Here is a 12,195-nt window from a genome sequence, read left to right on the forward strand (position 1 = left end):
GATGCGCGGCGACGGATCAAGCGTTACGCAAAAGCGTTACGGGTGCGAAACCGCATGCCGTGCGTTGGGGGCCTTATGTCGAACGATACGATCACGTCCGCGGCGCTCGTCGTCAACGCCAAGTCGCGCAAGGGCCAGAAGCTGTTCAAGCGCGCCTGTGCGGCGATGTCGGGGTTGCCCTATGAGGTCGACGCGCATGCGGTCGAGGATCCGAAGGACCTTGAGGCGACGGTGCTCCGGGCGCTGGCGAAGAAGCCCGATCTGCTGATCCTCGGCGGCGGTGACGGCACGGTCAGCGGATTGGTCGACCTGATGGTCGGTCACGACGTGATCCTCGGCGTCCTCCCCCTAGGCACCGCCAACAGTTTCGCGCGCACGCTAGGCATTCCGCTGAATATCGAGGGCGCGGTCGAGGTGATCCGCACCGGCAAGCCGCGGCGGATTGATCTCGGCATGATCGACGGCGACTATTTCGCGAACTGCGCCGCGATGGGGATCAGCCCGAAGATCGCCGAGACGGTGCCGCACGGCCTCAAGAAGGTCTTCGGCAAGGTCGGCTATCTGGCGTGGGCGACGTATCAATACATGCGCTTCCGCCCGTTCACGCTGATCGTCGGCGAAGGCCCGACCGCGGTGAAGATCCGCGTCGTCGAGGTGCGGATCTCGAACGGGCCGTATCACGGCGGCACCGAACTGGTCGACGCGGCCGCGGTCGACTCGGGCGAGATCGTGGTGCAGGCGGTGATGGGGCATGTGAAGCGGCGACTGGTCCAGAACTGGTATGCCAGCGTGTTCCGGCTGGAATCTCGCCACGAGAAGGTGCGCGATTTCCGGGGGAAGAGCCTGAAGATCAACACGATCCCGCCATTGCCGATCTCGATCGACGGCGAAGTACTGGCGAAGACCCCGGTGACGGCGAAGGTCGCGGCCGGGATCATCCGGGTGATGGCGCCCGCCTGAGGCACGCTCGACCAGCCGGACCGCCCGCTTCCTTGTTCTCCCGCGAAGGCGGGAGCCCAGACTGGGTCCCCGCCTTCGCGGGGAAACAATTTGGGTCACGATAGGCCGCCCCACCAGCCGCCACCCCGGCGAAGGCCGGGGCCCAATTGGAAAGGCCGGAGTAACTGCTGGCGGTCCTACGTTAGCAACGCTCCCCAATTGGGCCCCGGCCTCCGCCGGGGTGGAAGCTGAGGTGGCGTTACTTGACCCGACGAACGGTCAAAATCTTAACCGGCGCAGCGATCATCTGCCCCTTCATCACCCCCACCCCGGCAGTAGGCGAAGTCGGCGCAGCAAGAATCCGCTTCACCACGTCCATCCCCTCCACCACATGCCCGAACGCCGCGAACCCGGCCGTGTCCCCGTTCCCCGCCGGGTTCGCATCGAGCGACAACACCGGCCCGACGGTAATGAAGAAGTCCGCCGTCGCGCTCCCCGGCGCGAACCGTGCCATCGAAATAGTCGCGTCGACGTGCGACAGCCCGGTCTGGCTGGTCGGCTCATGCTTCATCGGCGGCAACAGCCGCTTAACCTCGCCCTGCGGCCCGCCCTGGATCAACCCCGCGTCCGCCCCGAGCTTCATCGCCCGGTAGAACGTCACCCCATCGAGCCGTTTCTGATCCACGTACCGCAGGAAATTCGCGGTCGTCAGCGGCGCGCGCTCCTTCTCCAGCGCCAGCGTGATCGGCCCCTCGCTCGTCGTCATCACGATCGAGACGGTCGCCGGAGCAACAGGCGGCGACGCCGGCGGAGCCTCCTGCGCCGAGACGGAAACGGCGCCGAGGACGGCAAGAGCGAGCGTGACGAATCTGGAGATCATCCGCCACGCTACCGCGTCGCCCCCTTTCTGTCAGCGGCCCCGCGACACGATATTGCGCGCGGCAAAGTTTTGCTTGGGTTTGCACGCCCGCACGCAATGCGTATCCGGGGAGCGATGACCGATCTCGCCATTCTCTACGAGCACCCGCTCTGGTTCGAACCGCTGTTCGCCGCCCTCGACCGCCGCGGCGTCGCGTTCACCCGCGCCAAGCCCGACGGCTTCTGGAACCCCGCCGACCTGAGCGCCCCCGCCCCCGTCGTCTTCAACCGGATCGCGATGTCGAGCTTCCTGCGAAGCGGCGAGCATCCGATCTTCGACACGATGGCGATGCTCGATCACTGGCACCGAACGGGTGCGCGCGTGGTAAACGGCACCGACGTCCTCGCGATCGACGCGTCGAAAGCCCGGCAATTGTCGCTGATCGCCTCGCTCGGCCTTGCGATCCCCGAGACCCGCGTCGTTCACCGCGCCGCCGACGTCATCCCCGCCGCGCAGACGCTCCGCTTCCCGCTGGTCGTCAAAGCGAACATCGGCGGTTCGGGCGCAGGCATCATCCGCTTCGACAGCCTCGAAGAGCTGCGCACCGCCGTCGCCGATGCCGGACTGCCGAGCAGCGTCGACGGGGTCCTGCTGGTGCAGGAATACGTCCCGGTCCGCGACGGCGCGATCACCCGGATCGAGACGCTCGACCGCAAGTTCCTCTACGCGATCGACGTCGCCGGCGCCGGCGCGTTTGATCTCTGCCCCGCGGACGCATGCGTCGTCCCCGGCTCCGGCATCAAGATGGCCGCAGTCGAGCCTTCGCAGGCCCTGAAGGACGCCGCCGAAGCGATCGCCCGGGCCGTCGATCTCGACGTCGGCGGCGTGGAAGTCATGATCGACGACCGCGACGGCATCGCGCGCTTCTACGACATCAACGCGTTGTCGAACTTCGTCGCCAAGCCATTGGATGTGCTCGGCTGGGATCCGCACGACCGCCTCGTCGATTACCTCGTCGAACAGATCGAGAAGGCCCGCTGATGCGCTATGGTTACTGGACTCCCGTCTTCGGCGGCTGGCTTCGCAACGTCCCCGACGAGGGTATGGAGGCGAGCTGGGCGTACACCAAGGCGCTGACACAGAATGCCGAGCGCTGGGGCTATGACCTGACGCTGATCGCCGAGCTGAATCTCAACGATATCAAGGGTATCGAACAGCCCGCGCTGGACGCATGGTCGACCGCGGCGGCGCTCGCGGCGGTGACCGGCAGCATCGAGCTGATGGTCGCGGTCCGCCCGAACTTCCACCACCCCGCGCTGTTCGCCAAGGCGGCGGCGAACATCGACCGGATTTCGGGCGGACGCCTCGCGCTCAACGTCGTGTCGTCCTGGTGGGCGGACGAGGCCAAGCAATACGGCCTCCAGTTCGACCAGCACGACGATCGCTACGCACGCACCGCCGAATGGCTGACCGTCGTCGATGGGCTGTGGACCGAGGAGCGCTTCGACTTCGCGGGCCAGTTCTACACCACCGAACAGGCGATCTGCGCGCCCAAGCCCGCCAAGCGCCCGACCGTCTACGCGGGCGGCGAAAGCGAGAAGGCCAAGGCGATGATCGCCGCGCAGTGCGATGCCTACGTCATGCATGGCGACCCGGCCGACGCGATCGCGCCGAAGATCGCTGACATGGCGGCGCGGCGCGAAGCAGCTGGCGGCGCGCCGATGCAGTACGGCATGGCCGCCTACGCGATCGTCCGCGACAGCGAGGCGGAGGCGAAGCGCGAGCTCGACCGCATCACCAGCGTCACCGAACTCCCCGCCGGCTATGCGAATTTCGACCAGTGGCTGTCGGGCACGCAGCTCGAACGCGAACTCAAGATCCAGGAATACTCCGTCTCCAACCGCGGCCTGCGCCCCAATCTGGTCGGCACGCCCGAACAGTTGAAGGAGCGCGTGGCGGAGTACGAAGCCGCCGGTCTCGACCTGCTGCTGCTCCAGATGAGTCCGCAGGCCGAAGAGATGGAGCGGTTCGCGGTGCAGGTGATGGGCTCCGCATGATCCGCCTCACCGACGTTGTTAAAACCTACCCGGCAAGCGAAGCAGCAGCCCTCGACGGGGTCTCGCTGGAGATTCCAGCAAGCGGCGTGTTCGGCGTCATCGGCCAGTCCGGCGCGGGCAAGTCGACGCTGATCCGCCTGATCAACGCACTCGAACGCCCGACTTCGGGCCGGGTCGAAGTCGATGGCGTCGACGTAGCCGCGTTGTCCGCCGCGGATCTGCGCGCGCTACGCCGCCGGATCGGCATGATCTTCCAGAATTTCGGCCTGCTGTCGTCGCGCACGGTCGCGGCGAACGTCGCGTTCCCGCTGGTGCTCGCGGGCGTATCCAAAGCCGAGCGCGAGACGAAAGTCGCCGCGCTGCTCGACCGCGTAGGCTTGGCCGATCACGCCGCAAAATACCCTGCCCAACTCTCCGGCGGCCAGAAACAGCGCGTCGGCATAGCCCGCGCGCTCGCCACCGACCCCGACATCCTGCTCTGCGACGAAGCGACCAGCGCACTCGATCCCGAAACCACCCGCTCGGTCCTCACTCTCCTCCGCGACCTCAACCGAGACCTCGGTCTGACGATCGTCCTGATCACCCACGAAATGGACGTTGTACGCTACGTCTGCGACCGCGTCGCCGTCCTCGAACGCGGCCGCATCGTCGAGACCGGCGACGTCGCCGACATCTTCGCCAACGCCGCCCACCCGGCAACGCAGCGCATGCTGGCGGCGCTGGCGGCATGAGCTTCTTCGCCAACATCGACTGGTCGGACATCGGCCAGGCCTGCCTCGACACGCTGATCATGCTCGGCGGATCGCTGATCCTCACGATCGCGTTCGGCCTGCCGCTCGGCGTCCTGCTCTACCTCACCGACCGGGGCCGCCTGTCGCAGAACCGCGTCGCCAACGCCGTGCTCGGGATCATCGTCAACGTCCTCCGCTCGGTGCCGTTCATCATCCTGCTGATCGTGATGATCCCGCTCACCGTGATGCTCGTCGGCACCTCGCTAGGCGTCGCCGGCGCGATCCCCCCGCTCGTCGTCGGCGCCGCACCCTTCTACGCACGGCTCGTCGAGGGATCGCTCAAGGAAGTCGACCGCACCACGATCGAGGCGGTGCAGGCGATGGGCGCCACCACGCGCCAGATCGTCACCGGCGCGCTGATCCCCGAGGCACTCCCCGGACTGATCGCCGGCGCCACCGTCACCGCGGTCGCGCTCGTCTCGTTCACCGCGATGGCGGGCGTGGTCGGCGCGGGTGGGCTTGGCGACCTCGCGATCCGCTTCGGCTATCAACGCTTCCAGACCGACGTCATGGTCGTCACCGTCGTGCTGCTGGTCGTGCTGGTCCAAATCATCCAATATGCCGGCGACGCGCTCGCCCGCCACTTCACCCGCCGCTAGGAACCGCCATGAACCGCCGCACTTTGCTCGCCTCGTTCTCGCTGCTCGCGCTCGCCGCCTGCGGTGGCACCAAGACCAACGACGGCAAGACATTGACCGTCGCCGCGACCGCCGTGCCGCATGCCGAGATCCTGGAATCGATCAAGCCGACGCTCGCCAAGGAAGGCGTCGACCTCCAGATCCGCGTCTTCAACGACTACGTCCAGCCCAACCTCCAGGTCGAGCAGAAGCAGATCGACGTCAGCTATTTCGAGACCAAGCCGTATCTCGACGAGTTCAATGCCTCGCGCGGCACGCATCTGGTCACCTATGCCGGCGTCCATGTCGAACCGCTCGGCGCCTATTCGCGCAAGTGGAAGTCGATCGCGCAGATCCCCAACGGTGCGACCGTCGCGATCCCGAACGAGCCGAGCAACGGCGGCCGCGCGCTGCTGCTGCTGCAAAAGGCCGGGCTGATCACGCTCAAGAACCCGACCAATCCGCTGGCGAGCCTCAACGACATCGCCACCAACCCCAAGAACCTGCAGTTCAAGGAGCTGGAGGGTGCGACGCTGCCCCGCACGCTCGGCGAGGTCGATCTCGCGCTGATCAACACCAATTACGCGCTCGACGCGAAGCTCAACCCGGTCCGCGATGCGCTCGCGATCGAGGACAAGAACAGCCCCTACGTCAATTTCGTCGTCGGCCTGCCCGGTGGCGAGAAGGACCCGCGCGTTGTGAAGCTGATCGCGGCATTGCGCAGCCCGGCCACCAAGACCTTCATCGAGCAGCATTATCGGGGTGCGGTCCTCCCGGCGTTCTGATACCGGCGCGGGCCTCGTTAGCGTAATTCTGAGGCTCCATGACGGTCGTCGCCGCGTATCTCTATCGCCATGGCAAGCGCGTCCGCGCGGTCTCGATCGACGAAAAGGTCGATTGCCCCGCGGATCGCTCGGAGTTCGTCTGGATCGGCATCTGCGACCCGACCGACGCCGAGATGCGGACGCTGAAAGACCAGTATAACCTCCACCCACTGGCGGTGGAGGACGCGATCAAGGCGGACCAACTGCCCAAGGTTGACGTCTATGGCGACCAGCTCTTCGTCGTCGCCCGCACCGCGCAGCTCGAAGACGACAAGATCGCATATGGCGAGACCGCGATCTTCGTCGGCCACAGCCACATCATCAGCGTCCGCCACGGCTCGGCACGCTCGCACAAGGCACTCCGCGAACAACTCGAAGCCGCACCGACGTTGCTCATCAACGGCGTCGACTACGTCCTCCACGCGATCCTGGATTACGTGGTCGACGGCTATCTGCCGATCGTCGAGAGCATCGAGGACGAAGTGCTGGCGATGGAACAACGCACGATCGACGCATTCCTCGGCCGCGACGAAATCGTCCGCATCTTCGGGCTCCGGCGCGAGATGATCCGCTTCCAGAGAATCCTAGGACCGATGGGCGAGGTCGCGGGCAAGATCGTCCGCCTCGATCTCCCCTGCATCGATACCGAGGCGAAACCGTATTTCAGCGACGTGCTCGATCACGTCCGTCGCGTCCAGACGATGGTCGAGGGCCTGCGCGAAGTGCTGACGTCGGTGTTCGAATTCAGCAACTTGCTCGAACAGCAACGCACCGGCGCCATCACCCGCCAGCTCGCCGCCTGGGCCGCGATCCTCGCCGTCCCCACCGCGATCGCGGGAATCTACGGCATGAACTTCGAGAACATGCCCGAGCTGAAGACGGAATACGGGTATTTCGTCGTGCTGGGGGTGATCGGTGTCGTCTGCGCCGCCCTGTACGTGAAGTTCAAGCAGGCGAAGTGGCTGTAGCGGGGACCTAGCTTAGCTTGTTTCCCCGCGGAGGCGGGGACCCAGACTGTGCTCCCGCCTTCGCGGGAGAACAAGAGAGCGGCCGAGACACATGCCAAAGTTCATCCCCCGGCCGGCTCCCGCTCAAACCTTGACGAGCATCTTCCCCGTATTACCACCCGAGAACAGCCCCAGGAACGCATCCGGCATCGTCTCGAGCCCCTCGTGCACGGTCTCCTGCCGCTTCAGCGTCCCCGCCGCCAGCATCCCGCCCATGTCCTTGTAGAACTCCTCGGCACGATTCATGTAGTCGCTGACGATAAACCCGCGGATCTGCACGCGGTTACCGATCAGCCGCGCGAGGTACTTCAGCTGCGTCGCCGCGCCGCTGTTGTACACGTCGATCATCCCGCACACCGCGAACCGCGCGTGCATCCGCGCATGCGCCAGCGCCGCATCGAGATGCTCGCCGCCGACGTTGTCGAAATACACGTCGATACCTTTCGGAGCAGCCTCGCCGAGCGCCTTCACCACCGGCACGTCGCTCTTGTAATCGATCACCGCATCCGCACCGAGCGACTTCACCCACGCGCACTTCTCCGCGCCGCCGGCCGAGCCGACCACCGTCATGCCCTTGGCCTTGGCGACCTGCACCACGGTCGATCCGACCGCACCCGCCGCCGCCGATACGAACACCGTGTCGCCCGCCTTCGCCTCGGCAACCTGAAGCAGGCCGAAATACCCCGTCATTCCCGGCATGCCGAGCTGACCCAGAAACGCCTGCGCGGGTACGTCGAGCGCGGGCAGCTTCTGCACCTGCGCGGCCGGCACGACCGCCTCGTCGCGCCAGCCCGCCATGTGCAGCACCATGTCGCCGACCTTGATGCCGTCGTCGTTGCTCTCGACCACTTCGCCGACCGCACCGCCCTGCATTGCCTCGCCCAGCGCGAATGGCGGGACATAGCTCTTCACGTCGTTCATCCGCCCGCGCATGTACGGGTCGACCGACAGCCAGCGATTGGCGATCCGCACCTCGCCGGCGCCGAGCGTCGACTGGTCGAGATCGATCATGGCGAAGTCAGTATGCTTTGGCATGCCTTGCGGACGTGCCTTCAGGCTCCATGCACGGGCCATAAACTTGCTCCTGTCTTGATTATTCGTGTTGCGGGTATGGCGAAACGCACACCTTACGCAACCTGCAAAAAGGCCCGGACGTTTCCGCCCGGGCCCCTTTTCGGCTGACATCATGCGACGCCAGCCAACGCTTTCAACCAGTTAGTACGTGGTCGAACCCGACTTGCCGAGCGTGTCCGACGTCGTGCCAGTGGTGGTGCCGCCGGTCGTGGTGCCGCCGGTCGTGGTGCCGCCGGTCGTGGTGCCGCCGGTCGTCGTGCCGCCGGTCGTCGTGCCGCCGGTCGTCGTGCTGCCGGTGGTCGTGCCGGTGCCCGATGCCGTGCTGGTCGCCGTGCTGCCCGTCTGCGAGCTCGAAGCATAACCGCTGGTGCCGGCATCCTTCTTGTCGCCGCCCGTGCGATCGCCGTACTCGAACATCGCCGAGTTGCGCTCCTCTTCTTTCCAAGCCGCCTTGGCCTCATCGGCCGACTTCGACAACGTCACCTTGCCGTCGACGGTCTTGATCCAGCGCGACGGGATCGAGTGGTGCACGCCGCCTGCATCGCGGTCGTTCTTGGTCAGCAGGATCCGGTCGCCCTTCACCTTGTCGACCGTGCCGACATGGCTGCCGTCAGACCCGACGACTTCCATATGCTCGGTAACCTGCGACAGCGAGCTACGCTGACCCTGGCGCTCGTTGCGCCACGACGAGAATTCATTCTCGAACTTCGAGCGGTTCTCGCTACGATACTCGTCATAGTCGCGATCGAGCGCCGCGATCTGCGTGCTGCGCCAGCTATGGTAATGGTCGTCATGCGTGTTCGACGAGCGATTGCCGAACGCACGATTGTCCGAGTTGCCATAGGACCGCTCGTCATAGCGCGCATCGGCTTCGCGGCGGCGCTCGGCCTCGTCGTCACCGAACCACGAACGAACTTCGTCGCCTGCGCGTGCGATGAACCCGCGATCGTCATAGTCGTAACCCTGGGGCTGGCGACCATAGTCACGCCCCTCGTTACGGCTGCCGCCGCGCGAAGAGTTGCGGTTGTCGTCATCGGCGTCGCGGTTGCGGCCTACATCCTCGAAGCGGCGACCGTCCGAAGCATAGCTGCCATGATATTCGGTATCGCTCGAACCCTGGCTGCGCTGGCCGTAGGATTGCTGGCCATAGCGCTGTCCGGAGCGCTGCTGGCCATAGCCCTGCTGCCCGTAACCCTGACCCGATCCCTGGCCATAGCGCGACTGGCCGTAGCGATCGCCGCCCGATGGCTGCGAGCGGTCATTGTGGCCGCCATAATAGTCACGGCCGCCCTGCTCGCGACCATATTGATCGCCGCGTCCCTGGTCGTCACGCCCCTGATATCCCTGGTCGCGGCCGCTGCGGTTGTCGTCGCGGTCATATTCGCCAGCGGCTTCATATTCACGCGCGCTGGAACGACCATAGCCGCCACCGTCTGCGCGGAAATCGCGACCATAATCGTTCGAGTTCGGCCGACCGTAATAGTCGCCCGACTGGCGATCTCGGGTGTTGCGTTCGTAGACCATAGGAACCTCCTAATTGCTGTCCTGCGGCTGCCGGCCCCGTCGATCGCGGGGTCGTACATTCCGAGGACTACAAACGCCAAACTGGCGGAATGTTCCTGCGATTGCGGCGGCTTGACGGCGACCCGACGCTACGTTGCGACGACATGCCGGAGGCCGACTTGCGCAGCCTCACCAACCCGGTTGCAACGCCCAAATCGAGCCGCTAGATCACCATCCTGGCCTATGGCCAACCGCGCGGGGCCGTAGCTCAGATGGGAGAGCGCTGCAATCGCACTGCAGAGGTCCGGGGTTCGATTCCCCGTGGCTCCACCACGCGGCATATCAACAGCAAGTCGACGAGCATCCAACACGTCGCGTGCCTAAGCTGTACCCCACATCTGCCATGCGCCTTTCATGCGCGCAGTTGCCACGCTATCGTCCGGCATGGACGAATTGACGTGCAACGTGGTCGGCATCGACTTCCCCAACGCGGACAAGAGCAAGAGCAACCGCCGCATGGAATTGATGCTCTGCACTCCCGGCGAACCTGTCGACCTGCGTCGCGAGCCGAAGAATCCGTATGATGCGAATGCGGTGGCGGTGTTCAGCGGGCGCGGCGTGCAGATGGGCTATCTGTCCGCCGAACGTGCCCCGCTGATCGGACGGCGGATGCAGGAGGAGGAGCATTTTGCCATATTCCAGGCCCTGGTCGGCAGCTACGGCTATGTCCGCATCCGCTTCGGCGGCGGCGCACCGACACTGCCGGATCCCGAAGCACCTACGCCATCACAGCCCCGCCCGGCGTCGTTCGATCCCGACGCGTTCTACCCCGACCCCGAGGGTCCCGAATGGGGCGCGTGACGCATTCCCCCCCGAATGGGATGAACTAGATACCCTGCGCAGTGACCACGCGACCGGTCGCTTCGAGATCGCGCGTCAGGTCCGCGAGGCAGCGGTCGACCAGCGCCTCGTCCGAACTCCGCACGACGAAATTCGCGCCCGTCCTGCCGTCGCGGAAGAACGGATAGCTCCCGATCGCGACGCCCTCATGCGTCTTCTCGGCGTCGCGCAAGATGTCGGCGACCTCGCTCTCCGCGACCCAGCACCCGATCGTCTTCGACACCACCGGCCGCCCGCCCTCCAGCGTCCCCGTCAGCGCGTCGAGCATCCCCGCCGTAATGTGCGGCACGCCCGCCATGATGAAGATGTTGCCGATCCGGATCCCCGGCGCGCCCGACACCTTGTTGTCGATCAGGTCCGCGCCGACCGGCACCCGCGCCATCCGCGCCCGCGCTTCGGTCAGCCCGCCACGTATCGCATAATATTCCTCCAGCACCGCCATCGCCCGCGGATGATGCTCGACCGCGACGCCCAGCGCCTCGGCGATCGCGTCCACCGTAATGTCATCGTGAGTCGGCCCGATCCCGCCGGTCGTGAACAGGTAATCGTTGCGCGCGCGCAAGGTGTTGACCGCCTCGACGATCGCCTCGGTCTTGTCGGCGACCACGCGCACTTCGGCGAGGCGAATGCCCTGCACGTTAAGCCACGCCGCGATCTGCGCGACGTTCTTGTCCTGCGTGCGGCCCGACAGGATCTCGTCGCCGATGATCGTCAGCGCGGCCGTCCAGATGCGTTCCTCTACCATGTTCTTGGCATAGCCTCGCAAAACCGCGCCCGCCACGCTATATCGCGCGTCATGACCGAATATGTAACCGTCACCTCGGACCAGCCCGACGCGCGCACCGGCGCGATCAAGCTCCACGGCCCCGCCGCGTTCGAAGGCATGATGAAGGCGGGTCGCCTCGCCGCCGAAACCCTCGACATGATCGTGCCGCACATGGTGCCGGGTGTGACCACGGCCGAGATCGATCGGCTGATCTACGACTTCATCGTCGCCGGCGGTGGCGTGCCCGCGACGCTCGGCTATCGCGGCTACACGCACAGTGTCTGTATCTCGATCAACCATGTCGTCTGCCACGGCATCCCGAGCGAGAAGACTCTGAAATCGGGCGATATCGTCAACGTCGACGTCACGCCATTGCTCGACGGCTGGCACGGCGACACGAGCCGGATGTACCTGATCGGCGACGTGCCGATCAAGGCGCGCCGCCTCGTCGAAGTCACCTACGAATGCCTGATGATCGGCATCGAGCAGGCCAAGCCCGGCAACCGCATGGGCGACGTCGCCAACGCGATCCAGCGTCACGCCGAAAAGCACCGCTACGGCGTGGTCCGCGATTTCTGCGGCCACGGCGTCGGCCGGCTGTTCCACGACGCCCCCGAAGTCGTCCATGTCGGCAAGCCCGGCACCGGCCCCGAGCTTCGCCCCGGGATGATCTTCACGATCGAGCCGATGATCAACATTGGTCGCCCCGACGTGAAGCTGCTCGACGATGGCTGGACGGCGGTCACGCGCGATCGCTCGCTGTCCGCGCAGTTCGAGCATTCGATCGGCATTACGGAAGACGGCTGCGAGATCTTCACGCTAAGCGCCAAGGGCTACACGCAGCCGCCTTACGTATAG

The 12,195-nt window shown here is 65.6% G+C and carries 13 protein-coding genes and 1 tRNA gene; 10 read left to right on the top strand and 4 right to left on the bottom strand.

Annotated elements, in window-relative coordinates; all coding sequences use genetic code 11:
- The first annotated feature begins 75 nt into the window (after positions 1-75).
- On the top strand, positions 76-960 hold the full coding sequence (locus tag C8J39_RS01920) for a diacylglycerol kinase family protein (RefSeq protein ID WP_056062698.1): 885 nt from the start codon (positions 76-78) through the stop codon (positions 958-960).
- Between the two features lie 238 nt (positions 961-1,198).
- On the opposite strand, the gene C8J39_RS01925 is transcribed toward C8J39_RS01920, so the two are convergent.
- On the bottom strand, positions 1,199-1,819 hold the full coding sequence (locus C8J39_RS01925) for a peptidylprolyl isomerase (protein WP_120299093.1): 621 nt from the start codon (positions 1,817-1,819) through the stop codon (positions 1,199-1,201).
- A 114-nt stretch (positions 1,820-1,933) separates the two neighbouring features.
- Between C8J39_RS01925 and C8J39_RS01930 the strand changes: the two genes are divergently transcribed.
- Genes C8J39_RS01930 through C8J39_RS01955 form a run of 6 tightly spaced genes read left to right on the top strand, consistent with a single transcriptional unit; the run spans position 1,934 to position 7,055 of the window.
- Positions 1,934-2,839, top strand: coding sequence for a RimK family alpha-L-glutamate ligase (locus tag C8J39_RS01930; RefSeq protein WP_120299094.1), 906 nt, complete (start codon positions 1,934-1,936; stop codon positions 2,837-2,839).
- Entirely contained in the window at positions 2,839-3,855 is a 1,017-nt protein-coding gene (locus C8J39_RS01935; RefSeq protein WP_120299095.1) for an LLM class flavin-dependent oxidoreductase, read from the top strand. The genes C8J39_RS01930 and C8J39_RS01935 overlap by 1 nt, the downstream gene beginning before the upstream one ends.
- Complete coding sequence (locus C8J39_RS01940; protein WP_056062685.1) at positions 3,852-4,586, top strand: methionine ABC transporter ATP-binding protein; 735 nt, start codon at positions 3,852-3,854, stop codon at positions 4,584-4,586. Before C8J39_RS01935 ends, C8J39_RS01940 begins: the two co-directional genes overlap by 4 nt.
- Entirely contained in the window at positions 4,583-5,245 is a 663-nt protein-coding gene (locus C8J39_RS01945; protein WP_060524190.1) for a methionine ABC transporter permease, read from the top strand. The genes C8J39_RS01940 and C8J39_RS01945 overlap by 4 nt, the downstream gene beginning before the upstream one ends.
- A gap of 8 nt (positions 5,246-5,253) precedes the next feature.
- Positions 5,254-6,048 carry a MetQ/NlpA family ABC transporter substrate-binding protein gene (locus C8J39_RS01950; protein WP_120299096.1) on the top strand — a complete coding sequence of 265 codons (795 nt, stop codon included), beginning with the start codon at positions 5,254-5,256 and terminating at the stop codon, positions 6,046-6,048.
- Positions 6,049-6,086: 38 nt separating this feature from the next.
- Positions 6,087-7,055 (top strand): magnesium and cobalt transport protein CorA, encoded by a 969-nt coding sequence (locus C8J39_RS01955; RefSeq protein ID WP_120299097.1) that lies wholly within the window; start codon positions 6,087-6,089, stop codon positions 7,053-7,055.
- A gap of 123 nt (positions 7,056-7,178) precedes the next feature.
- On the opposite strand, the gene C8J39_RS01960 is transcribed toward C8J39_RS01955, so the two are convergent.
- Together C8J39_RS01960 and C8J39_RS01965 are read right to left on the bottom strand one after the other, a co-directional pair.
- Complete coding sequence (locus C8J39_RS01960) at positions 7,179-8,168, bottom strand: NADP-dependent oxidoreductase (RefSeq protein ID WP_120299098.1); 990 nt, start codon at positions 8,166-8,168, stop codon at positions 7,179-7,181.
- A gap of 141 nt (positions 8,169-8,309) precedes the next feature.
- On the bottom strand, positions 8,310-9,692 hold the full coding sequence (locus tag C8J39_RS01965) for a DUF2171 domain-containing protein (RefSeq protein WP_183037921.1): 1,383 nt from the start codon (positions 9,690-9,692) through the stop codon (positions 8,310-8,312).
- A 236-nt stretch (positions 9,693-9,928) separates the two neighbouring features.
- Between C8J39_RS01965 and C8J39_RS01970 the strand changes: the two genes are divergently transcribed.
- Positions 9,929-10,004: transfer RNA gene (locus C8J39_RS01970), tRNA-Ala, on the top strand.
- A gap of 111 nt (positions 10,005-10,115) precedes the next feature.
- A complete protein-coding gene (locus tag C8J39_RS01975; protein ID WP_120299099.1) occupies positions 10,116-10,532 on the top strand; it encodes an HIRAN domain-containing protein in 417 nt (138 codons plus the stop codon).
- A 25-nt stretch (positions 10,533-10,557) separates the two neighbouring features.
- Here C8J39_RS01975 and C8J39_RS01980 read toward each other — a convergent pair whose 3' ends face one another.
- Positions 10,558-11,316 carry a molybdopterin-binding protein gene (locus C8J39_RS01980; protein ID WP_120299100.1) on the bottom strand — a complete coding sequence of 253 codons (759 nt, stop codon included), beginning with the start codon at positions 11,314-11,316 and terminating at the stop codon, positions 10,558-10,560.
- Between the two features lie 51 nt (positions 11,317-11,367).
- On the opposite strand from C8J39_RS01980, the gene map reads away from it, so the two are divergent.
- Positions 11,368-12,195 carry a type I methionyl aminopeptidase gene (gene map / locus C8J39_RS01985; RefSeq protein ID WP_120299101.1) on the top strand — a complete coding sequence of 276 codons (828 nt, stop codon included), beginning with the start codon at positions 11,368-11,370 and terminating at the stop codon, positions 12,193-12,195.

Origin of the sequence: Sphingomonas sp. PP-CC-1A-547, from assembly GCF_003610375.1 — a bacterium.
GTDB lineage: Bacteria > Pseudomonadota > Alphaproteobacteria > Sphingomonadales > Sphingomonadaceae > Sphingomonas.